The organism is Roseibium sp. R5 (genome assembly GCF_055755305.1).
Window position 1 is genome coordinate 919,233 of sequence record NZ_CM146910.1, and the last position, 22,312, is coordinate 941,544.

Here is a 22,312-nt window from a genome sequence, read left to right on the forward strand (position 1 = left end):
GGGAACGCGAAATGGATGCAACGCTCGCGGCCTGCAAATCGATCTTTCAGGACATTGCCCGGTTTCGCGGCCTTCTGTTCGATCGCCTCATCGCTCCCTATGGGCTGACCATGTCCCAGGCGCGGGTGCTTTTGCACTTGCTTGCCGAAGACAAGTTGACCCAGTCGGACATCGCACGCCGCATGGATGTCGGCACGGTGACGGTCGGTGGACTTGTCGACCGATTGGAAGCACGCGGTCTTGTTGAGCGCCGGGCGGATCCGATCGACCGGCGCGCGAAGCGGGTATGTCTCACGGACGAGGCCCGGCCTTTGGAAAAAATCATGGATGAATGCAGCGCCGAAGTAGATGGCGCATCCTTCAAGGGCTTGCCGGAAACCAGCATTCGCGTTTTGCTGTCCAACCTGCAAGCGGTGCGGCAGAACCTGCTTGAAACACTGAACAAAGAAGCCTGCTGAGCGCGGCGATAAGAAAGTCTGGGAGGACTTGGGATGGGGCCACTTCACGGTGTGAAGATCGTTGAATTTGCCGGTATTGGGCCGGGCCCCTACGGCTGCATGATGCTTGCCGATATGGGGGCCGAGATCCTGCGGATTGACCGGGAACCGACCGGAGCGCCGGATATTGAAGGCATTGACGAACAGCGGAAAAACAGTGTTGCCCGTGGCCGCAAATCCATCACGCTTGATCTGAAGGATCCTGCAGCCGTTGAAACCGCGCTCAAGCTGATCGAAAAGGCAGATGCTGTTGTCGAAGGCTTTCGCCCCGGCGTTATGGAACGGCTCGGTCTTGGCCCGGACGTATGTCTTGCCCGCAACCCGGCGCTTGTGTACGCCCGCATGACCGGCTGGGGCCAAACCGGTCCCTTGGCACATGCAGCCGGTCACGACATGAATTACATCTCGCTGTCCGGGGCCCTTTGGTCCTTTGGAGAGGAGGGGCGCGATCCGGTGCCACCGCTCAATCTCCTCGGAGATTATGGCGGCGGCGGCATGTTCCTCGCCTTTGGCATTGTGTGCGCCTTGCTGAGGGCCAGAACAACCGGTGAAGGCGATGTGATTGATGCCGCCATTTCAGACGGAACTGCCGCTTTGATGGCACCGGTTTATATGTGGCTCGCCAACAATCGCTGGCAAAACCGCCGGGCCAGCAACCGATTGGACGGCACGGCGCCCTATTACGGCGTTTACAGGTGTTCCGATGGCAAATGGGTGTCGATCGCACCGATCGAGGAAAAGTTCTGGCAGCTGTTCCTGCATTTGCTGAAGCTTGACGAAGCAGACATCGGCGACCGCCATGACACCCGCCAATGGCCGGACATCCGGCGCCGGTTTGAAAGCATCATCGGCGCACATCCACGCGATCATTGGTGTCAGCTGTTTGAAAGAACGGACATCTGTTTCGCGCCCATTCTGGACCTGGAAGAAGCGCCCGCTCATGCACACAATGCGGCACGCGAGACGTTTGTAGAGCGAGACGGCATTGTTCAACCGGCCCCTGCCCCGCGTTTTCAGAACGCCAAAGCCACATTGCCGTCCCGGCCACCGCTCATCGGCGAACATAACGGGTCGGTGCTGCAGGACTGGGGAGTGGCTGACGAAGACGCGCCGGTTCAGAAGAACCGCAACGCAATCTAACTCAACACGCTGAATAGCAGGGCCTGGCTCCGCGGTAGTCACACTTGCGCAATTATATAATATGCGTATAATTCGTATACTTATAATAATAGACCAAATGTATTGAGTTGTGAGGGAGCGAAACGCGGCGAACACACGCAGGCCGCATGGATCGGCACCTGTTTGGCCCGGTCCGAACACGGGAGGAGATAAAGATGATTTCCATGAAGTCGGCCCTTTTGGGTCTGGGCTTGACCATCGCCATGGCAGGCGTGGCATCCGCTGAAACCATGCTGCGCTATTCCGAAGCCGGCCCAAACCGGGGCGCCAGAGCCAAAGCCTTGCAGTATTTCCTGGATGAAGCGAGCCGCATGACGGAAGGCCAGCTGACCTTCGACGTTCATTGGGGCGGTGCCCTTCTGATATGGTCAGCCGTGCTGAACGGCGTCGCCGCCGGCGCGGCCGACATGGGAACCGTCATTGCACCCTATTCGCCCAAGCAGCTTCAAGGCCTTGCAATCGGGGATCTGCCTATTTCCTCATCCGACACCTGGGTTGGCCTGCGGGCGATGCATGAGTTGATGACCACGAACGAACAGCTCAAGGACTTCTTGGCTAGGGAAAACGTCGTCTTCCTCAGCAACTTCACCTCCACCGGCACCCAGTTTGAGTGCACCGGCGATCACAAGATCGAAACGGCCGACGACTTCAAGGGCCTGACAGTGCGGGCGACCGGGACGGTCGGCAAGGCGCTCAATGAGCTTGGTGCCAATGTCGTCAACATGACCTTCGACAAGGTGTATCAGGCACTGGATTCCGGTCTGGTCGACTGTGCTGCTGGCTACTACTACACCAACCGTGCATTCCGGCATTATGAGATTGTCGATCATATCACCGAGGCCAACTGGGGCCAGGTCGGCGGCTTTGCCTTGGTCATGAACAAGGATGTCTGGGAAGACCTGCCCGCAGAGTATCAGAATGCGATCATGACTGCCGGGTCCCAGATGATCGACGAGTTCGCCCGTATTCAGATCGAGACCATCAACGACGTGAAGGCCGGCCTTGCCAGCGGCGAAATCGGCCGTCAGGTGCCCGTAGTTGCGCTTGACGACGCTGAGCGCGCGAAGTTGCTCGCCATGACGGACAAATATGTCCAGGAATGGATGTCTGACATGACGGAACGGGGGTATGACGGCCAGGCGATCTGGGATCAGTACGCCGTTCTCGTCGACAAGTATGCGGGTGAGCTAAACACCAAAGGATATCCATGGGCACGGTGACGCCCGGCAAACCGGTTCCGCCTGGCAGCGGGCGGGGCCGGTTCTCCTCCCCCTTGAGACTTCTGGCCGGGCTGGAAACAGCGTTCATAGCAGTTGCCGCTGTCGCCATTTTGGGCATGTGTGTTTACATCACGCTTGGCATCGTCCTGCGCACCTTTGTCGGAATGCAGATCCCGGATGAAGTTGTGATTGTCGGCGACCTGATGATCGGCGCCTTGATCCTGCCACTGGCCTATGTGGCGGCTGATCGCGGTTTTATTGCCGTTGAAGTGATAACGGACCTGCTGCCGAAAGCTGCCCAAGTCTGGCTCAATGTGCTCGCGGCCATAATCGGACTGTGCGCGGTGATCCCGATCACTTATGCCGGATATCTTGCCATGATCCACGCGATCGAAACCGGCAACTATTTCTTCGGCATTCTGGAAGTGCCTGAATGGCCGGGGCGGGTCGCCTTCTTTGCAGGCTACGCCCTGTTCTTCATCCGTCTGACCGTATTGTTCCTTCAAGACGTCTGGACCGCCATAGGATCCGGCGGCGGGGGAGATTCCAACAAGACTCACGATCCAAGCTGGGAGGAGGCTGCCTGAATTCAGGCAGGCGGCCACCTCGTTCATAAATCACCCCGAACGAGAGACACTCTAGTGGACCCCTCAACAATTGGTATCTTCGGCTTTGTGGCAGCGCTCACACTGCTCATCCTGCGCGTTCCAATTGGATTTACGCTGGTCAGCGTTTCCTCCATCTGCGCTTTGGTCACATACGCCTGGCGCCCAGGCTCTGAATTCAATCTCGACCGCGGCCTGCGTCCGGCGATGGCGCTCATTGAATCAAACGCCTTTGAGTTCATTCACTCCTATTCCTTGTCGATGGTGCCGCTGTTCATTGCAGCCGGTCACATCGCCTATCACACCCGCATTACAACGGATATTTACGACGCGGTCCGGGTCTGGATGTCCCGCCTCCCGGGCGGCTTGGCCGTTGCGTCGCTGATCGGCTGCGGCGGTTTCTCGGCGATTACAGGATCCAGCGTCGCCTGTGCCTCGTCCATGGGCCGGATTTGCGTTCCGGAAATGTTGCGCTACGGCTACGACAAGCAGCTGGCAAGCGCCAGTGTGGCCGCGGGCGGGACACTCGGCGCCCTCATACCGCCGAGCGTTCTTTTCATCCTATACGGCACCTTCACCGAGACATCGATCAGCCGGCTGTTCATGGCCGGTGTGGTGCCTGGCCTCTTAAGCCTTGCCGGGTTCATCATCACCGTGCTGGTCTGGGTCAAACTCCGGCCGGAAGCGGCCCCCGTCCCCAAAGGAGAAATTTCTGGAGACGACCGGTTTACGGCCGCGATCAAAGCCTGGCCGGCCGCCACCCTCATGATCATCATCATTGGCGGGATCTATGGCGGCATCTTCACCGCGACGGAAGCAGCTGCCGTTAGTCTGTCATTCGTGTTGATCTACGGAACAATTTCAGGCCGGTTGCGGTGGCCGGATTTCGTCCTGTCGATGCGCGAGACCGCCTATCAGACCGGGTCGTTGTTCTTCATTGCGGTCGGCGCAAAGATCTTCGTTTCCTTCGTCTCCCTGACCGGGGTGACAGGCGGGCTGGTCGATATCGTGTCGTCTTCGGGCCTGGAAACCTGGATGATCCTGTTGTGTATCGTCGCGATTTACCTGGTGATGGGCATGTTCCTGGATCCGATCGGCACCATGCTTTTGACCCTGCCCTTCACGGTCCCGCTCATTGAAGGCATGGGATTTGATCTCATCTGGTTTGGTGTCATCGTTGTCAAACTGCTGGAAATCGGCCTGATCACACCGCCGGTCGGCCTCAATGTCTTCGTCATCAATTCGGTGGTTGGACGGGAGATACAGGTCCACACGATCTTTTTCGGGATCATGAAGTTCCTGGTGCTCGACATTGTTGTCCTATTGGCACTTCTGGCCTTCCCGATCCTGTCTCTGGGCCTGCCAAGTCTGATGTTCTGATCAAAAAAAGGCGCTGCCCCGGCCTTGCGCCGGGGCCAGGTTGCATTTGGTCCCGGCTCAAGGCCGGCACGGCAAACGTTTTTCAGATGATGGTTTTTTCAAAATAGACGCGGTTGAATCCATCTTCCGTTCGGCGGCCGGTCTCTTTGTAGCCGAGTTTCGGATAGATGCTGAGATTGGTGGTCATCTTTTCATTTGTATAAAGGCGGATGGCGGAAAGACCGAGCGAACGAGCTTCCGCCTCGCAGTGGGATATCAAGGCCCTGCCGATGCCTCGACCGGCTGCGGCCGAGACAACAGCGACATTTTCCAGAAACATGTGGTCGGCCCTTGGGAAATAGACGATGAAGCCCAGGAAACTGCCGGTCTCATCTTCTGCAACATGAACCTGCCAAGCGCCGATCTGCGTCTCAAAATCAGCAACCATGGGCGCTGGCTTCCGGCCAATTGCCGCGATATAGGGCGCGTAGGCCTCTTCAGCACAGGCACGGACAGCCGATATATCGTCTGGGACGGCGGGCCGGATCTTCATCGCAAGGCACTCCAGATCAACTGATTGCTGCCCCATTCATTCCGGCAGAATGGGCCTTTGGCAAGAAAAGACCCGGACGCCACAAAACTTCCGGGTAAGAAACACTCCGGTGATGTGCGCAGGGAGTGTCGAGGGGGCCGTATTGCGCGCTGCCCGTTATTTGGCCCGCTGGTTGAACCGGCGGCCGACAAGGGCGCTTGCAATGTTGGTTTTCTGAATATCGATGGACCCACCGGCGATGCCCCAGCCCCAGCTGTCCCGCATCTTTTGTTCCATCGGGTATTCGCGTGAATACCCATAACCGCCCATCAGCTGCATGGCCTTGCCGGTGACTTCGCGGGTCATCTCATTGGCAAAACACTTGGCAATCGAACTTTCACCAACCGACGGAAGACCGCTTTCAGCGTTCACGACAGCCCGGTAGAGCAGCAGGCGCGCTGCATCCAGTTTCATCTTCATCTCCGCAATTTGAAGCTGAACTGCCTGGAAATCGATGATCGGCTTGCCGAATTGCTCTCTTTCCTGAACATAATTCAAGACATAGTCGAAGGCCGACTGTGCACAGGCAAGGCTCATGGTGGTGTTGCCGCAACGCTCCAGATCAAATGCTTCCATCAGTTTCGCGAACCCGCCGGCCGGGACAATGATGTTGTCCGCCGGAACGCTGACATCATCGAAATACATGTCTGCGCTGTGCACACCGCGAAAGCCCATATGGTGCTCCCGTTTGCCGAAGGTAAAGCCATCGGCCCCCTTTTCGACGAGAACAGCTCCGATTCCCTTCGCTCCGGGATCGTCGGATATACGGCAATAGACAACATAGGCATCCGAGTGGCCTGCGCCGGAACACCAGCGCTTTTGACCGGTGATGATCACCCTATCGCCCTCGACCCGCGCCTTGGTGGTGAGATCGGTCAGCGCTGATCCCGCACCCGGCTCGGACATGGAAACTGCGACGATCATGTCGCCGGAGCAGACCTTCGGCAGGACTTTCTGGCGCATCGCTTCAGGGGCGAAATTGGCGATCGCGAGTGCCGGGCCGAAGCAGGATTCAAAGATCGGAAAAGCAACACCAATGGAGACTTTGGCAACTTCTTCCAGCACCAGAACCGCTTCGAAATGGCTCATGCCACCGCCGCCATAGGCTTCCGGCAGGTTCACCCCTAAAAGTCCGAGCTCGGCGAACCGGTGCATGACATCCGGTCCGGGCGACTCATCCGTTTCTTCAATCTCACGGGCTATGTCCGGCAATTCCGTCTGGGCAAACCGGCGCACGGTTTCCTGGAGAGCGATCTGTTCTTCTGAAAGGGTAAAATCCATTTGCGATGCTTTCACTTTTCCGCTGAAACGGCGACTGTTTTGTTTCGGTGTGAGATTGGGGATCAGCTGACCGCTTTTTCCCGGAAATCCTGCGTGGTTTCCCAATAGGGATCCCGGAGTTTGCGCTTGAAGATCTTGCCGGTGTCATCGCGCGGCAGAAGAGATTGGAATTCGATCCGGCGCGGCAACTTGAACCCGGCCAAGCGGCTCTTCAGGTGGGCGATGATTTCTTCTGCCGTGAGATCACTGGAGGGCTCTGGCTGCACAACCGCCATCAGCGCTTCACCATACTCCGCATCCGGCACACCGAAGACGGCGCAATCGTCGACGCCTGGCATGACATGAAGTTCTGCTTCAATCTCTGCCGGATAGATGTTGACCCCACCCGAAATCACCATGTCCTTTGACCGGTCGCACAGGAACAAGTATCCGTCTTCATCCAGATACCCGACATCGCCCGTGGCAATGAGGCCGCCGACATCGAGATCCGCCCGCGCTGTCGGATTGTTGGCGTAGGTGAATTCAGGGGCCGTATTGAGGCGGGAGACAATCTCGCCAGGTGTTCCGGCCGGCACGTCCTGACGGTCACCGTCCATGATCCGCAATGTCACGCCATCCAGCGCACGGCCGACCGTGCCGGGCTTACGGAGGCTTTCTTCCGGGGTGCAAAAGGTCACATAGTTTTGTTCGGTGCCTGCGTAGAACTCATGGACCACCGGTCCAAACCAGGCCTGCATCGCCGTTTTGACCTCCGGCGGACAATGCGCGGCAGCGGTCACGACATACTGAAGCGACGACACGTTATAACGGTCGCGGATCTCCGGAGGCAATTTCAAGAGACGTGCAAACATGGTTGGAACCATGAAGGCCGTTGTGATCCGCTCCCGCTCAACTGCCGCAAGGAAATCCCGTGCATCGAAGCGCGGCATCAGGAACACCTTTTCGGCCACAGCGTAGGTGCGCATCCCGAAGGAATTCGGCGCCCCATGATAAAGCGGGCCGCATATGAGCGCCCGAATGCCGGGCTTGATCCCGTAAATCCGGTCGCGGACCGCAAGAAACTCTTTCGCCAGCCCCGGCTCCTGCGGCAGCTTGATCACGCCCTTGGGTTTTCCGGTGGTGCCGGAGGTGTAGGTCATCGTGTCGGTAAAGTCCCAGCACGAATCTGTCAGTGGCGGGTGTGTTTCAATGAAGTGCTCCCAGGCCACCGTTTCAACGGTTTTAACACCATTCATGGACGGGAGCCGGTAGGCCACGCGCAGTTCCGGCGGGGTGTCCACCTCAAGGACAAGCATATTCTTTGGAATTACACCGCCCAAGGTTTGCAGGAGATCCGAATGCGCGATGAGCACCTTTGCGCCGGAATCCTGCAGAACATAATCAATTTCCGGTGGAGCCAAATGCCAGTTGACCGCCACCGGGCTTGCGCCGAGCAATGTGGCCGCCCGCGCAGCTTCAAAAAAGGCAAAATCATTGCGCAACAACAGCGCAATGCTATCGCCGCGATTGATGCCATAGTCCCGCAGACCGGAGGCCGCACGATGAGCGCGCCCTTCGCAGTCCGACCGCCGGGTTGAGCGTTCACCGCTGTACAAAACCGTGTCAGACATGGCGGGCCTCTTCAGCATTGTCGTTGGTCCCATTCATTGCTGGCACCTTGGCACCCACCAGCGCGCGGGCTGCGCCAAAAACGGTATCAGTGTGTTCACCAACATCTGGAACATGGGAACCGACCGGCAAAGGAGCTCCGGAAAACCGGAACGGCAGATTGGCGACCTTGAAAGCGCTTGGGCCATTGCCGACATCAGTCATCAATTGGCGCACAGTCACCTGTTCATCGGTGATGGCCTCAGCGACCGTTTGATACCGCGCACAAGGAATGCCGGCTGCCATCAGGACCGCTTCAACTTCAGCGGCGGTCCGCGATTGCGTCCAGTCCTCAACCAATGACATAAGGGTCGGCCAGTTCTTTTCGCGTTCCAGCTGGGTGTTGAAGCGAGTGTCGTCTTTCCACTCCGGGTGACCCAAGAGATCGGCAAGCCGTTCAAAGATCCGGCCGGTGATCGGCACCGCGATCACATGCCCATCGGACGCCCTTACCGGTGTTGCCAGCCAGCGGTCAAACGAACTTGGCGTCTGAGCTTCCTGCATTTCCAGGACGAGCAGATTGATCATGCTGTCCATTAAGGCAACATCGATGTACTGCCCAGCCCCGTGGCGGAGCTGCCCAATCAGGGCGGTCTGGATCGCGCTGAAAGCAAACAGGCCGCCAATCAAATCGGCATACCAGATGCCTGTGCGGAAGGGCTTGTCGGCGTCCTCCGCATAGGACATCGCCGCAAGATCATGACCGGACAGCGCGTGCAGGATGGGTGCGTACGCCGGATGTCGGGAGCGTGGACCTTCCTGGCCAAAGCCGGAAATCGAGCAATAGACCAGACCCTTGCGGCCTTTGGAGAGGGTTGTGTAGTCCAGCCCAAGGTCGCGGACGACGCCAGGGCGGAAATTTTCCACCACCACATCACAAGACGCGGCAAGACTGCGGATTGCCTCCAGATCGCGTTCCGAGCGGAAGTCGATCTCAATGCTTTTTTTGCCGGCGTTGAAATGACCAAAATAGGTGCTTTTGCCTGCGCGCAGCGGTTCCTTGACCCGCATGTGTTCTCCACCCATAGGCTCAATCTTGAAGACCTCTGCGCCGCAGTCGGCAAGGAGACGGGTGCAATAGGGGCCGGAGATGATCCGGGTCAGATCAAGGACCCGGATCCCATCCAGCGGTTTTGGTGTGGTGGATGTCATCTGCGCTGCTGTTCCAGTTGTTTATTAGTCTGTTCGAAGGCCGTGCGGACAAATTGCCGCCTACCCAAGAAGCCGGGATGGTTCGTCTGATGCCTGCAAGGCTTTTCCATCGGGTCATCCCCGCCCATGAGCGGGGATCTACTCGCGGTTCCGCTTGCCGCACCATCGAGTAGGTTTCGGTAAGGCTCTGCAAACGAGTGGATCCCCGGTCTTCGCTTCGCTATGCCGGGGATGACCGCTGTACCTTCTTTGCCTTTGGGCCCAAATTTACTCTTACTGCGTCAGCACGTCGGCGGCCGTGTCGAGCGACACCGGCGTCCCCGAAAGAAGCAGGTCGGTCGCCGCCTTTTCAAAGCCGGTTTCGCTAACTTTCAGCGGGTCTTGCGCACGCAGCCGGTGGTCGATCACCATCCGGGCAAGCAGCAGTCGCCGGGCATCACGGCCAGCTGCGCCCAGCGCCGCACCTTCGGTTGCGAGCAATGTGGCTGTCGCAGAATTGTAAACCGCACTGGAGGCCTTGCGCGCCAGTGTCTGGTTGCCGCTCATGGCAACGTCTTCGGCAAAACCGATGGCCTGCTGGACGGTGCTGCGCAGTTCGCCCTTGAACTGGCCCGGCATGTCGGAGCTGGTGTCGATCTGATCCATCAGCTCTTCCTTGAGGTCCTTGTGCGCACCGACCTTGGCAATCGCACGTGTCGTAATGTCGAGCGAGTTGATGTTGGAGGTGCCCTCCCACAAGACACCCAAATGCGCATCGCGCACCAAACGGGCGTTCACGAAATCTTCGATGTAACCGTTGCCGCCGCGCACTTCCATCGCACCCGTTGCCACACGAACGTTGTCGCGGGCGGTCCGGTATTTGTGCGCCGGGGTCAGGATCCGGGTGATCATTTGCGCTCGTTCGTCACCAGCTTCCGCCAGGCTGATCTGATTGCCGAGGTAGAGTGTAATCGACAACGCCTGTTCGGTCGGCAGCATCAGTTTCATCAACTGACGGCGTAAGAGCGGCTTGTCGATGATCTTTTCCTGAAACGCATGCCGGTTCTGGGCTGTGACCAGCGCCTCGTTGAGGCAGCGGCGCATCATGGCGGCGGCCCGGCACCCATGGGACAGGCGCGACAGGGACACCTGATCCATCATCATTTTCAGGCCCTTGTTTTCATGCGGGCCCACCTCACCGAGCGGATAGGCAACGGCGCCATCAAAGACGATCTCGCCGGACGCCATGGAGCGGCTGCCAAGCTTGTTCTTCAACCGCACAATCCGGTAGGAATTCCGGCTGCCGTCGTCCAGGCGGCGCGGCAGGGCGAAGAGCCCCAGTCCCTTGTTGCCGGCCGGAGCGCCTTGCGGGCGGGCAAGCAGAAGGGCGACATCGCCATCCGTGCAGGAGCAGAACCACTTTTCGCCGTAGAGCTTCCAGTTACCGTCTTCGAAACGGGCTTCCAGCTGGATATTGGAGACGTCCGATCCGCCGGTGCGCTCCGTCATGAACTGGGCACCCTTGAGCATGGTCTTGGTGTCCTGACTGGTCAGGCCATCGTAGAAGCGGGCCTTGGTGGCCTCGTCCCCATAATCCTTGATCAAGGTCGCCGTCGTTTCCGTGGCCGAAATCGGGCAAAGCTGGCCGAATTCCGCCTGGCCGAAGATGTATTGGAAGATGAACTTCACGGTGTGTGACATCGGCTTGTCCCAGCCGAACACACCCGGCTTATGGATCATCGCGGCCAGGCCATAATCGCCCAGCGCAACGTCTTCCATGTTTCGGTACGCCGGATGGAATTCGATCCAGTCTTCGAACCGTCCGCGCGGATCCCGGTGATGGAGAACAGGTATGTGCTTGTCCGCCATGCGGGACCAGTCATCAACCTCGTCACCAACCAGCGCACCGAATGTCTCCAGATGCGGCTCAAGGTGGGCCCGCAGATCGTCCGGCAGATAAAGGGTAACAAGATCCTGAAGGCTCTTGTCGATTCCATAGAAGTTCAACCCATGGCAATCCGGTGCCACCAGGTTGGCAAGCTCTGGGGTTGGCAATGTTTGGTGTTGCGGTTGAACATTCATTTTGAAATCCTCCCAATAGGGTCTTGGCGCCGGCATTTTCCGGCCGGGCTGTTGAATTGAAATTCAGAGAGATAAGGTCTGTTCAGCCGCCCCGATCGAAACCGGGGCATCGCTCAAGAGAAATTCTGTTGCGGCTGTCTCGAAGGCACTGTCGCCAGTGGACAGTGGATCTTGTGGCGACAGACGGTGGTCGATCACCATTCGCGCCAGCAACAGCCTGCGCGCGTCCCCGCCATCAGCACCCAGACGCGCACCTTCGCAGGCCAAAAGAACGGCGGTCGCGGAATGGTAGACGGCGCTGGCGACCTGGCGGGCAAGGCACTCTTCCCCGCGCCAGCCGATTTCTTCGGCGAGATCCAAGGACTTGATCAGGGATGATTTCAAGACGCAAGCAAATGAACCGGGGAGTCCCGGACAGGCGTCAATCTGCGCCAGCAGTGCGGATCTCAAGTCGTTGTGGGCCTCTGTCCGTCCGATGGCCCGCGTTGTGATGTCCAGCGCATTGATGTTGGACGTTCCTTCCCACAGAAGGCCAACATGGGCATCCCGGACGAGACGGGCATTGACGAAGTCCTCGATGAACCCATTGCCGCCACGGACCTCCATGGCACCCGTCGCCACGCGGATGTTGTCGCGCGCCGTCCGGTATTTGTGGGCCGGGGTCAGGATCCGTGCAACGCGTTCGGCATGAGCGTCGCCGTTCGCTGCCGCGGTCAAAACAGTGCCGAGATGGAGCGTCATCGACAACGCCTGTTCGGTCGGCACCATCAGTTTCATCAGCTGCCGTCGTAACAGGGGCTTGCCGATGATCTTTTCTTGGAAAGCACTGCGGGTTTTTGCAACCATCATGGCCTCGTTGAGACACCGGCGCATCATTGAGGCAGCCCGGGCACCATGCGACAGGCGGGACAAGGACACCTGGTTCATCATCATCTTGAGGCCGGGGTTTTCCTTTGCCCCGACATCGCCAAGTGGATAGGCAACCGCGCCCTCAAGAACCACCTCGCCGGAGGCCATGGAGAGCGTGCCGAGTTTGTCTTTCAGTCGCACAATCCGGTAGGCGTTCCGGCTGCCATCCTCCAGCCGGCGCGGCAAAGCAAAAACCGCAAGGCCCTTGTTTCCTGCCGGGGCACCTTGCGGGCGGCCAAGCACCAGCACGACATCGGCATCAGCGGCGGAACAGAACCACTTTTCGCCATAGAGCCGCCATGTGCCGTTCTCATTCCGGGCCTCGACGGCGAGTTGCGACACATCTGACCCGCCATGGCGTTCGGTCATGAATTGTCCGCCGGCCATCCGGGTCGCCGGATCCTGGCTGATCAACCCGTCATAAAACCGTTCAATGAGCGCTTCACTGCCGAATTTCTTGATCATGGCAGCGGTGGTTTCGGTCATCGAAATCGGACACAGCTGACCGAACTCCGATTGCCCGAGCAAATACTGGAAGAGAAACTTGACCGTGTGCGGCATCGGTTCGGGCCAGCCGAACACCCCCGGTTTTCCCGTCATTCCAGCCATTGCAAAGTCGCAGAACGTGATCTGCTCCATGCGTTTGTAGGCCGGATGAAACTCGATCCAGTCTTCAAACCGTCCGCGCGGGTCACGGTGATGGAGGATCGGCACGTGCCGGTCGGCCGTTCTGGAAAGCGTATCAATTTCACCGCCCACCAAAGCCCCGAACTCTTGCAGTTTCGGCCAGAGATGAACACGCAAATCTTCAGGTAGATACAGCGTCAGAAGATCCTGAAGGCTGCGGTCGATCTCAAAGAAGTTCTGTCCATGGCAATCCGGCGCGACCAGTTCGGCGAGCTCGCCTTGAGGCAAAGGGACGTGCTGGCCTGTGTGAATGTTCATGAACGCAGTCTCCAAAACAAAAGGGCGCGGCAAAAAATCTGATCTCAATAGGACTTCGGAAGTCCCAGAACCCGTTCGGCGATATGGCAAAGGATCAGCTGCTGACTGACCGGCGCGAGCCGGGGGATCATGGCCTCGCGCATGTACCGCTCGACATGATATTCCCGGGCATACCCGAACCCGCCATGGGTCATGACCGCCTGCTGGCAGGCCTCAAACCCGGCTTCCGACCCCAGATACTTCGTGGCATTGGCCGCCGGGCCGCAGGGCAGGCCAGCGTCATATTGGCGGGCCGCTTCTAGCGCCATCAGCCAGGCGGATTCCAGCATCATCCAGTTGCGCGCGAGCGGGTGCTGGATGCCCTGGTTCTGACCGATCTGCCGGTCAAAGACGACGCGCTCCTTGGCATAGGCGCAGGCTTTGCGCAGCGCCGCATGGCCCAGACCAATGGCTTCCGATCCGATCAGGATCCGTTCCGGGTTCATGCCGTGCAGGATCGCCCGGAACCCTTCGCCTTCATCTCCAATGAGATTCTCTGTCGGAATCTCGAAATCCTCAAAGAAGAGTTCATTACAATCAACCGTCTTCCGGCCCATCTTATCGATCTCCCGGACCGAAATCTGGTCACGGTTGAAATCGGTGTAGAACAAGCTGAGGCCTTGTGTCGGTTTTTCGACCTCTTCAAGTGGAGTTGTACGGGCGAGGAGCAGGATTTTTTCCGCGACCTGCGCCGTGGAGATCCAGACCTTTTGACCATTGACGAGGTAGCGGTCTCCTTGACGCCGCGCGGCTGTTTTCAGATGGGTCGTGTTCAATCCGGTGTTGGGCTCGGTGACAGCGAAGCACGTACGTTCCTGACCTGCGACGACCGGCGGCAACATGCGCCGCTTTTGTTCATCCGTTCCGAATACAACCACCGGCGATAGACCGAAGATGTTCATATGCACGGCAGAGGCGCCAGAGAATCCGGCCCCGGATTCGGCAATCGTGCGCATCATGATGGCAGCTTCAGTAATCCCAAGGCCTGCGCCGCCATAGGCTTCAGGGATACAAATGCCGAGCCAGCCAGCCTGGGCCAGGGCCTGAAAAAACTCGGTTGGAAAGCCGCCAGCCTTGTCTTTTTCGAGCCAGTAGGCGTCATCGAACTGGCTGCAGAGGCTTGCAACAGCATCCTGAAGGGCCGTTCTGTCGGGGGAAAGCTGGATATCCATTATCGCCTCAAGCTGGAACCGGTTCAGACGCCGGGGCGGAGACAATCCCCGACTGCAGCAATTCGTAGATCGTGTCTTCGCTGAGCCCGGTTTCCTTCAGAACTTCAACGGTATGCTCGCCAAGGTTTGGCGGTGGCCTGTGTTTGCTTGACGGTGTCCGGGACCATCTGGTCGGCACTTTCGTGCGCCGCATCCGGCCTTCGCTTGGGTGATCGTACGTCTCGAAAAAACCGACATCGTTGAGATGCGGGTCGTCCAGCAGGCTCTCAATGGAGTGCATCGGCATAACCGGGATGTCCGCGGTCTCAAGCAGAGCGAGCCATTCGCTGCTGGTTTTCGTCTTGGTGACTTCACTGACAGCTTTGCAAAGATCGTCAAAATGCTCTTGCCGCCCGGTGAAAGAGGAGAACCTGTTGTCAGCCGACAGAACGGCTGGCTTTCCGGTAGCCTCCAGAAACCGGCCCCACTGCGCATCCGAATATAGGAGCAGGCAAATGTAGCCGTCCTTTGTGCGCAACGGCCTGCGGGCTTTCGACGTGAGACGATGGTATCCGCCTGAATCAAGCGGCAGTTCAAAAGATAGGCCGCCCAGATGATCCCCGAGAACGAAACTTGCGACAGTCTCAAACATCGGAATGCTGATCTGCTGCCCCTCACCGGTCCGACCCTTGTGAACGAGCGCCGCAAGAATCGCGTTGGCAGCGGCCAAACCAAATGCCCGGTCCGCAATTGCATTCGGGAAATAGCGCGGCACCCCGCCGCTCGCCTTGGCCTGAAGGAACGGCAGCCCGGCGGCACCCTGGATGAGATCGTCATAGGCAGGCCGTCCTGAATACCTGCCACCTTCATCAAATCCGAGAAGTGCAGTGTAGATTATGTCCGGTTTGACCGCCTGAATGGTGTCGTAGGAGAGGCCCAAGCGCATCATCGCTTTCGGACGGCTGTTGGTGACGAAGATATCGGCGGTCCGGATCAGGCCCAGCAAGACCTCTCTGCCGTCTTCCGTTTTCAGGTCAAGGCAAACGGAGCGCTTGTTGTAATTGGCATTCATGTAAAGCGGACCCATGGCGGCCGACCGCATTGGTCCTACCTGGCGCAACATGTCACCGGACGGGGATTCGATCTTGATGACGTCGGCGCCGTAGTCGCCCAGCGTCTGCGTCGCAACCGGTCCGGCGAGCACCGCCGACATGTCTATGACACGTATGCCTTCCAAAGGGCCCATGCGAAAAAACCTTGGCTTATGTCTACATATATGAATAATAAGTCCATATATTTAAACATTGTCAAGCCAATCATCGATGATTGCTCGCGTTTTGTGGGAAAGCGCGATAGAAGACCGAGACCAGAAATGAAGACTTCGACAGGCTGCCCGGTTGCGCCGACACGCTGCGGAATCAACGCCTTGCAACAAAAGACCGTGCCCCATGGCTGTTAAACAGATCCAGAATGCACTCGATCTGATCGAGTATTTCGCCCGCACCAAAAAACCGGCAAGTCTGGCGGAACTTCAGCAGCATTTCGGATGGCCGCGATCGAGCGCCTACAATATTTTGAACACATTGGTGGAACGCGGCTACATGTATGAGCCTGCGCGGCGCGGCGGCTACTATCCAACGCCCCGGCTTGCCAGCGTTGCCGAAAGCATCATGTCGGCGGATCCGCTGAATGAACGGCTGGCAGAACTCTTACGGAAACTTGCTGATGAAACCGGCGAAACGGCCATCCTGGCTGCGCCTGCAGGACGGTTTTCCGTTTATCTCGATGTCATCGAATCCCCGTCACCCATCCGCTACGCAGCGCATGTGGGCATGCGGATCCCGATCCATGCCGGGGCTTCCGGGCGCGCTCTTTTATCTCTCTATTCAGAAGCCGAGCGCGCGGCCCTTTTGAGCAAGGTCTCCTTTGACCGGTATGGCGCAAACGCCCTGATGACAGCTGAAGACGTTGAAGCGGCACTTGCAAAATCCAGGGACCGCGGTTGGTATCAGAGCATTCGCGAATACAGCGCGGACCTTGCAGCCATTGCCATTCCAGTGATGGTCGATGACCGCAGATTTGCGGTTGTTGTTGCCGGCCCGCAGTACCGGCTTGAAGACAAGTGCGCTGATGTTGCCGCGACCTTGCAAAGGCTGACAGCAGAGTTCGGCTTTTCAAGCAACGAGATCACGTCAGACCCGATTGCGGTTAGCCATTAATCCAGGCGATTAACCTCGAGTAGCGACCTCGTTCGAAGAACTGTTCGCTTGCCGTAGTCGTGCCACGCCTGCTGCTGCCACCGCACTCGACAATCGATAGGCGTCGGCGGTCGGCGCTATCGCGCATCCGGTCTCTCGGACGAGACTACGGTCCTATCAATCCTATAACTTTTTATTTTCATTTCTTTATTTGCCCAAGACGATTTCCCAATCCTGCGGAAAATATTCCTTGCCGGTGACCAGGCGGGCTGAAAGTCAAAATTGCCGTCTGGACATATGTCTCGATATATGGTCATTTAGTCCACAAATAAGAACAAAAAATTACCACCCTCGCTCAACCGACACCTTCAGGAACTGGTCAGCAGGGGAGAGAAAGGGCCCTGAGCCCGAAAACCGCCATTTGGCGGATCTCAATTGGGAGGAAAAAGATGAAACGCATCAAAAACGCGGTCTGGGGCGCTGTTGCTGCCGGTTTATTTGCAGCGCTTCTGCCGCAACCGGTCATGGCCGCAAATGTCGACGGTCCACCAGTCTTCTGGAAGTTCTCGGTTTGGGGCAAATCGCGGGCTTTAACAGCCGGCCCGGAACACCTTACCGCGCGGCTTGCCGAAGAAACTGGCGGAAAGTTCCAGCTCAAGATCTTTTACGGCGATCAGCTGTCCAAGGCGAAAGAGAACCTCGACGGCCTGAGGGTCAATGCTTTTGAAGCTGCGATCGTCTGCAATTTCTACCATCCGGCAAAAACACCTGCCTTGATGGTCATGAGCCTGCCTTTCCTGCCGGTCAAAGATTTCGACACGTCGATCGCTGTGCGCGATGCGCTTTATCAGCATCCCGTTGCAGTGTCCGATCTGGAGAAATGGAACGCCATCAGCTATGCGTCGACGCACTTGCCCCAGTATGAATTCATGGGAACCGGTGAGCCGCCGAAAACCCTCGAGGATTGGAACGGCCTGCGGGTGCGCGCCGGCGGCGGTGTTGGCCTGGCCATGGAAAAACTCGGCGCAGTGCGGCAGTCCATGCCAGCGACGGAAGTCTACACCGCGCTTCAGCGCGGCATTGCCGACGCAGTGTCCTTCCCTTTCACGTATGCGCATGGTGCCTACAAACTGCAGGAAGTGGCGAGCTGGTTCACGGGAAATCTGAAGCCCGGCACAGCTGACTGCCCGATCGTTTTGAACAAGACGTCCTATGAAAGCCTTCCAGATCAATACAAGGATCTGCTCGCGTCACTGAAACCCGAAGTCGATGAAGTCTATCGCGAGGTCTACGGAAAAGCCGACGAGAAATATCTTCCGATTTTTCAGGAAGCTCTGACCGAAGTCACCTACGACCCGGCAACCCGACAAGAGTTCCAGAATGTTGCTGGCGAGCCGATCTGGCGCCAATGGGTTTCGGACAATCAGGAAAGCTTTGATGCACAAGGCGTCCTGGACACGGTTCTGAATGCCGGCAGCGGCAGCTAACACACCTTGAAAGGCACCGGTCCAAGCCGGTGCCTTCCTTCACGGTCGTTCATTCCTGCGGGCTGGGCCATTTATCCAGCACGCGAGAGCAGTCCCCTTCCCGCAATCTGACCAGCTTCGGAACCTGATTTCCCATGACAGGAACACATGGCAGCGGCGCCCTTTTATTGTCGATGAACCGCGGATTGGGTGCGGTTGAAGACACGCTCAATATCATCGCGGCTTTGACGATCTTCATCGTGATGCTGGTGACGACATTCCAGATCTTCTGCCGGCTGGCGGGGTATCCGATCCCGGGTTTTCTGGAAGCATCCGAGCAGGCAATCGCCGTATTTGCGTTCCTCGGTGTGGCTTATGCACAGCGGTATGGCGCGCATATCCGGATGGACATGCTGGTGGGCGCTGCACATGGGCGCATGCGCTGGTTTCTGGAAACGGTTGCCACCTTGCTCGGCATGATCCTCATTGCTGTTCTCATCCGCTACAGCTGGAGCTTCTTTTACAGCTCCTTCGAGGTTGGCGACGTCACATACGACTACGGGATTCCAACGTGGCCGTCGAAACTCCTGGTGCCATTCGCCTTTTCCATCTGGTTCCTGCGGTTGACCCTGCAGTTTATCGGCTTTTTGCGCCTGTTCATCTGGCCCAAGGCGGATCCGGTCGCGGTGCCGGTGATCAAGACCGCTGCCGATCACGCCCAGGATGAAGCCTCCAGTGCTGGGGGCGGAAAATGAGTTTCCTTGAAACCCTCACAAGCGGTGCACCCGGTGTTTTCTTCGGTATCGGCTACAGTAATCCTGCGCTCGTTGGCGTCATCTGCATGGGGCTCTTGCTGGTTTTTGTTCTGATCGGTGTCCGGGTCGTCTTCGCAGCCGGGCTGGTCGGATTGATCGGCCTTGTCGAACTCATCGGATGGCATGCGGCGGCGGGCAGTATCGGCTCCATCCCGCACTCGAAGTCCGTCAGTTTTGTTCTCGGGCTCATTCCGGTCTTCATCCTGATTGGCTATCTCGCGTTTCATGCCGGCATGACCGCGCAACTCTTTGCCGCCGCGCGGGCCTGGATTGGCTGGCTGCCGGGTGGTCTCGCCGTCGCAACCGTCTTTGCAACGGCAGGCTTTGCCGCCGTTTCCGGCGCTTCAACCGCAACGACAGCGGTGTTTGCCCGCGTCGCGATCCCGGAAATGCTCAAGGCCGGTTATGACCGTCCGCTCGCCGCCGGCGTTGTCGCAGCCGGGGGAACGCTCGCCTCCCTGATCCCGCCATCAGCGATCTTGGTCATCTATGCGATCATCGTTGAAGAATCGGTCGGAGCGCTGCTGCTCGCGGGCTTCTTGCCTGGCCTGTTTTCCGCAGCGATTTATGCCGCGATTATTGTGCTCTGGGCCAAATTCCGCCCCGAGGCCGGGCCGTCCGTGCGCGGCGTAAGCTGGCGGGAACGGTTTCAATCCTTGCCGGGCGTTTTACCGATCGCAGCCGTGGTCGGGATTATCGTCAGCGCGATCTACACCGGCTGGGCTGCCCCTACCGAAGCCGGAGCGCTTGGGGCATTCGTGGTTCTGGTCATGGCCTGGATCAACGGGATGCGCTGGCCAAGCCTCAAGGCCGCCCTGATGGAAACGTCCAAGCTGGTGGTGATGATCTTCTCATTGATTTGGGGCGTGCTGATTTTTGGCCGATTTTTGGGGTTTTCCGGCCTGCCGGAAACGTTTGCCAACTGGATCCTGTCCTTTGATGCCGATCCTTATCTGATCCTTGCCGCCATTTTGTTGGGATATGTGATCCTCGGCATGTTCATGGATGCCATCGGGCTTCTGCTTTTGACTTTGCCGGTCGTTTATCCCGCCGTTATGGCTCTGAATGGCGGGCCGGATGTCACCGCAGCCGATAGCGCCTTCGGCATGAGTGGGACGCAGGCCAGCATTTGGTTCGGGATCATTGTGGTGAAAATGGCCGAGGTCTGCCTTATCACGCCCCCCATCGGTATCAATTGTTTTGTCGTCAATGGCGTGCGCCCGGACATCCCGCTCTCTGACGTCTTTCGCGGCATTTTCCTGTTTTTCATCGCGGACGTCCTGACAATCGCGGGTCTCATCTTCTTTCCCCAAATCATCACCTGGTTGCCGAGCATGATGAACTAGGCCGCGTGGACCGATTGGAGCCTCAAGCATGTTGAAACGGCCAGACCCGGCCACGCACGAAATGACACGATCCGCGATCGCGGTTCTGGTCTTTTGTGCCGCAATGAATTTCTTTTCCCGCGGCGTCAGCGAGACGTTTGCCGTATTCCTTTTGCCGGTCACCGCCGACCTTGGCTGGAGCCGGAGCACATACGGAACCATCTACTTCGCCTATATGGCCACCATCGGGTTTTCCGCACCCGTCATCGGGATGTTGTTTGACCGGTTTGGTCCGCGTCCGGTCTACACATCCGGGGTTTGCCTGTTTGGTTTGGGCTTTTTGCTGGCAAGCACGATGGAGCAACTCTGGCAGGCCATTCTCGGCCTCGGCATCATGACCGGTATCGGCATATCAGCAACTGGCATGACGGTCGCATCCGGTTTGGTGAGCCGCTGGTTTGCCCACCGGATTACATTGGCAAACGCACTTGCCTACACCGGGATCCCTCTGGGAATGGTGGTCATCGTTCCCCTGACCCAGATCCTGATTGAGGCGACAGACTGGCGAACGGCCTACGGAGTCCTGGGGTGGGCCAGCCTTGCAATGGTCGCCGTGATCTGGTTCTTGCCATGGCAAACAATGGGCGGCGGCGCTGACCATATACCGCCTCGCCAGACAAACCGCAGCCTCAGTCCGGGCGCGGGTGTTTTGCGGCATCCCGCGTTTTGGGGATTGTTTGCGACGTTGTTTTTGGCCTCGGTGACCGTGTGGTCGGTGATGCTGCAGGCTATCGCCTTTCTTATTTCGGCAGGGATCACACCTGTTATGGCCGCCTTCGGCTATGGGGCTGTCGGCGCGATGTCTGTCGTCGGTCTTGTTTGTTTAGGATGGGCAAGTGACCGATTTGGCCAGCGCAATTCCGTGACCGTCGGCTATCTTCTGTCAGCTGTCGGCGTAGCTTTGTTGTGGCAGTTGCAGGAAACCCCAAACCTTCTTCTTCTGATGGGATTTGTTGTTGTTTTCGGTGCCGCCATGGGCTCGCGCGGTCCTGCCGTGTCCGCCCTTGTGGCAAGGCTCTATCCCAACAACGTCGCCGCAATTTATGGTGCAACAACCATCGGTCTCGGTTTTGGCGGCGCCGTTGGCGGTTGGCTATCGTCCGCGCTCTTTGACTGGACCGGCGACTACGGTGCAGGCTTCGCCTTGTCCATCACCACTTCGCTCATCGGCATTACGCTTTTCTGGTTGATCAAGCCGCTCTCAGCAGGCCGCTGGCCCGATCCAAATCCGGTTTCGGATATCCCCTGAAAGACCAACAACAGGCTATTTCCCGAAGTTCTAACTCTCAATCGAAAGGATCCTCAATGGCAGACCAAGCGACCGGACCCGATTGGACGCCCGCCGATCACCGGCCGGGACCTTCGCTCTTTTTTGAAGACTTGAAGGTCGGCCGCCGCTATGGGTTGCCGTCCCGCACACAAACCGATGCCCTGTTTGCAGCCTTCCAGTTGGCGTCCGGAGACAATGATCCGATCCACTATGACCGGGTCTACTGCCAGTCAATCGGCCACCAGGACATGCTGGCGCACGGCATGCAGGTCCTCATCCAGTCAGCCGCCGGTGCCGGCACATTCCCCGAAGAGGTCGCCGACGCGTTGATCGGTTTCATCGGACTGGAGTGCAAGTTCATGAAACCGGTCTATGTCGGCGATACCCTCTATTCAGAACTTGTGATTTCCGAACTGATTGAACAAAACACCACCGGTGTTGTTGTCATGACCGCAACGATCCGTAACCAGGATGGCGTCACCGTTCTGACCGGCGAGCATCGATATCTTCTGCGGAAGCGATCCTCCGTATCCGGCTGATC

Annotated in this window: 19 protein-coding genes; 11 read left to right on the forward strand and 8 right to left on the reverse strand. The window is 58.1% G+C overall.

Features of this window, described 5'->3' with window-relative positions:
- The first annotated feature begins 11 nt into the window (after positions 1-11).
- From AC0J4F_RS04175 to AC0J4F_RS04195, 5 genes are all read left to right on the forward strand, one after another.
- On the forward strand, positions 12-458 hold the full coding sequence (locus tag AC0J4F_RS04175; protein ID WP_473025497.1) for a MarR family winged helix-turn-helix transcriptional regulator: 447 nt from the start codon (positions 12-14) through the stop codon (positions 456-458).
- A 33-nt stretch (positions 459-491) separates the two neighbouring features.
- Positions 492-1,637, forward strand: coding sequence for a CaiB/BaiF CoA transferase family protein (locus AC0J4F_RS04180; protein WP_473025498.1), 1,146 nt, complete (start codon positions 492-494; stop codon positions 1,635-1,637).
- Positions 1,638-1,831: 194 nt separating this feature from the next.
- Complete coding sequence (locus tag AC0J4F_RS04185) at positions 1,832-2,896, forward strand: C4-dicarboxylate TRAP transporter substrate-binding protein (RefSeq protein WP_473025499.1); 1,065 nt, start codon at positions 1,832-1,834, stop codon at positions 2,894-2,896.
- Positions 2,884-3,483, forward strand: a complete 600-nt coding sequence (locus AC0J4F_RS04190; protein WP_473025500.1) for a TRAP transporter small permease — start codon at positions 2,884-2,886, stop codon at positions 3,481-3,483. The genes AC0J4F_RS04185 and AC0J4F_RS04190 overlap by 13 nt, the downstream gene beginning before the upstream one ends.
- 54 nt (positions 3,484-3,537) lie before the next feature.
- Positions 3,538-4,881: a TRAP transporter large permease gene (locus tag AC0J4F_RS04195; protein ID WP_473025502.1), complete on the forward strand. Its 1,344-nt coding sequence runs from the start codon at positions 3,538-3,540 to the stop codon at positions 4,879-4,881.
- Positions 4,882-4,963: 82 nt separating this feature from the next.
- Here AC0J4F_RS04195 and AC0J4F_RS04200 read toward each other — a convergent pair whose 3' ends face one another.
- From AC0J4F_RS04200 to AC0J4F_RS04235, 8 genes are all read right to left on the reverse strand, one after another.
- Entirely contained in the window at positions 4,964-5,413 is a 450-nt protein-coding gene (locus AC0J4F_RS04200) for a GNAT family N-acetyltransferase (protein ID WP_473025503.1), read from the reverse strand.
- Between the two features lie 156 nt (positions 5,414-5,569).
- Positions 5,570-6,733 (reverse strand): acyl-CoA dehydrogenase family protein, encoded by a 1,164-nt coding sequence (locus AC0J4F_RS04205; protein ID WP_473025504.1) that lies wholly within the window; start codon positions 6,731-6,733, stop codon positions 5,570-5,572.
- A gap of 62 nt (positions 6,734-6,795) precedes the next feature.
- Complete coding sequence (locus tag AC0J4F_RS04210) at positions 6,796-8,343, reverse strand: acyl-CoA synthetase (protein WP_473025505.1); 1,548 nt, start codon at positions 8,341-8,343, stop codon at positions 6,796-6,798.
- Positions 8,336-9,532 (reverse strand): CoA transferase, encoded by a 1,197-nt coding sequence (locus tag AC0J4F_RS04215; protein WP_133949522.1) that lies wholly within the window; start codon positions 9,530-9,532, stop codon positions 8,336-8,338. The genes AC0J4F_RS04210 and AC0J4F_RS04215 overlap by 8 nt, the downstream gene beginning before the upstream one ends.
- A 273-nt stretch (positions 9,533-9,805) precedes the next feature.
- Positions 9,806-11,593, reverse strand: coding sequence for an acyl-CoA dehydrogenase family protein (locus tag AC0J4F_RS04220; RefSeq protein WP_473025506.1), 1,788 nt, complete (start codon positions 11,591-11,593; stop codon positions 9,806-9,808).
- A gap of 63 nt (positions 11,594-11,656) precedes the next feature.
- Positions 11,657-13,447, reverse strand: a complete 1,791-nt coding sequence (locus tag AC0J4F_RS04225; protein WP_166672714.1) for an acyl-CoA dehydrogenase family protein — start codon at positions 13,445-13,447, stop codon at positions 11,657-11,659.
- 44 nt (positions 13,448-13,491) lie between these two features.
- Positions 13,492-14,658: an acyl-CoA dehydrogenase family protein gene (locus AC0J4F_RS04230; RefSeq protein WP_473025507.1), complete on the reverse strand. Its 1,167-nt coding sequence runs from the start codon at positions 14,656-14,658 to the stop codon at positions 13,492-13,494.
- A 7-nt stretch (positions 14,659-14,665) separates the two neighbouring features.
- A complete protein-coding gene (locus AC0J4F_RS04235) occupies positions 14,666-15,883 on the reverse strand; it encodes a CoA transferase (RefSeq protein WP_133949528.1) in 1,218 nt (405 codons plus the stop codon).
- Positions 15,884-16,085: 202 nt separating this feature from the next.
- Between AC0J4F_RS04235 and AC0J4F_RS04240 the strand changes: the two genes are divergently transcribed.
- From AC0J4F_RS04240 to AC0J4F_RS04265, 6 genes are all read left to right on the forward strand, one after another.
- Entirely contained in the window at positions 16,086-16,856 is a 771-nt protein-coding gene (locus AC0J4F_RS04240; RefSeq protein WP_133949530.1) for an IclR family transcriptional regulator, read from the forward strand.
- Between the two features lie 428 nt (positions 16,857-17,284).
- Positions 17,285-18,322, forward strand: a complete 1,038-nt coding sequence (gene dctP / locus AC0J4F_RS04245) for a TRAP transporter substrate-binding protein DctP (RefSeq protein WP_209002372.1) — start codon at positions 17,285-17,287, stop codon at positions 18,320-18,322.
- Positions 18,323-18,456: 134 nt separating this feature from the next.
- Positions 18,457-19,056, forward strand: a complete 600-nt coding sequence (locus AC0J4F_RS04250) for a TRAP transporter small permease (protein ID WP_209002373.1) — start codon at positions 18,457-18,459, stop codon at positions 19,054-19,056.
- A complete protein-coding gene (locus AC0J4F_RS04255; protein WP_209180878.1) occupies positions 19,053-20,462 on the forward strand; it encodes a TRAP transporter large permease in 1,410 nt (469 codons plus the stop codon). Before AC0J4F_RS04250 ends, AC0J4F_RS04255 begins: the two co-directional genes overlap by 4 nt.
- Positions 20,463-20,490: 28 nt before the next feature.
- The gene (locus AC0J4F_RS04260; protein WP_473025508.1) at positions 20,491-21,750 is read left to right on the forward strand and encodes an MFS transporter; all 1,260 of its coding nucleotides are present in this window, start codon (positions 20,491-20,493) and stop codon (positions 21,748-21,750) included.
- 56 nt (positions 21,751-21,806) lie between these two features.
- Complete coding sequence (locus AC0J4F_RS04265; protein ID WP_473025510.1) at positions 21,807-22,310, forward strand: MaoC family dehydratase; 504 nt, start codon at positions 21,807-21,809, stop codon at positions 22,308-22,310.
- The last annotated feature ends 2 nt before the right edge of the window (positions 22,311-22,312 follow it).

Bases quoted from the DNA above. Each gene is read 5' to 3' on its own strand.
- AC0J4F_RS04210 (WP_473025505.1), bottom strand. From the start codon at position 8,343: ATGTCTGACACGGTTTTGTACAGCGGTGAACGCTCAACCCGGCGGTCG.
- AC0J4F_RS04260 (WP_473025508.1), top strand. From the start codon at position 20,491: ATGTTGAAACGGCCAGACCCGGCCACGCACGAAATGACACGATCCGCG.
- AC0J4F_RS04220 (WP_473025506.1), bottom strand. From the start codon at position 11,593: ATGAATGTTCAACCGCAACACCAAACATTGCCAACCCCAGAGCTTGCC.
- AC0J4F_RS04265 (WP_473025510.1), top strand. From the start codon at position 21,807: ATGGCAGACCAAGCGACCGGACCCGATTGGACGCCCGCCGATCACCGG.
- AC0J4F_RS04240 (WP_133949530.1), top strand. From the start codon at position 16,086: ATGGCTGTTAAACAGATCCAGAATGCACTCGATCTGATCGAGTATTTC.
- AC0J4F_RS04205 (WP_473025504.1), bottom strand. From the start codon at position 6,733: ATGGATTTTACCCTTTCAGAAGAACAGATCGCTCTCCAGGAAACCGTG.
- AC0J4F_RS04250 (WP_209002373.1), top strand. From the start codon at position 18,457: ATGACAGGAACACATGGCAGCGGCGCCCTTTTATTGTCGATGAACCGC.
- AC0J4F_RS04215 (WP_133949522.1), bottom strand. From the start codon at position 9,532: ATGACATCCACCACACCAAAACCGCTGGATGGGATCCGGGTCCTTGAT.
- AC0J4F_RS04200 (WP_473025503.1), bottom strand. From the start codon at position 5,413: ATGAAGATCCGGCCCGCCGTCCCAGACGATATATCGGCTGTCCGTGCC.
- AC0J4F_RS04230 (WP_473025507.1), bottom strand. From the start codon at position 14,658: ATGGATATCCAGCTTTCCCCCGACAGAACGGCCCTTCAGGATGCTGTT.
- AC0J4F_RS04185 (WP_473025499.1), top strand. From the start codon at position 1,832: ATGATTTCCATGAAGTCGGCCCTTTTGGGTCTGGGCTTGACCATCGCC.
- dctP (WP_209002372.1), top strand. From the start codon at position 17,285: ATGAAACGCATCAAAAACGCGGTCTGGGGCGCTGTTGCTGCCGGTTTA.
- AC0J4F_RS04180 (WP_473025498.1), top strand. From the start codon at position 492: ATGGGGCCACTTCACGGTGTGAAGATCGTTGAATTTGCCGGTATTGGG.
- AC0J4F_RS04255 (WP_209180878.1), top strand. From the start codon at position 19,053: ATGAGTTTCCTTGAAACCCTCACAAGCGGTGCACCCGGTGTTTTCTTC.
- AC0J4F_RS04235 (WP_133949528.1), bottom strand. From the start codon at position 15,883: ATGGGCCCTTTGGAAGGCATACGTGTCATAGACATGTCGGCGGTGCTC.
- AC0J4F_RS04175 (WP_473025497.1), top strand. From the start codon at position 12: ATGGATGCAACGCTCGCGGCCTGCAAATCGATCTTTCAGGACATTGCC.
- AC0J4F_RS04225 (WP_166672714.1), bottom strand. From the start codon at position 13,447: ATGAACATTCACACAGGCCAGCACGTCCCTTTGCCTCAAGGCGAGCTC.
- AC0J4F_RS04190 (WP_473025500.1), top strand. From the start codon at position 2,884: ATGGGCACGGTGACGCCCGGCAAACCGGTTCCGCCTGGCAGCGGGCGG.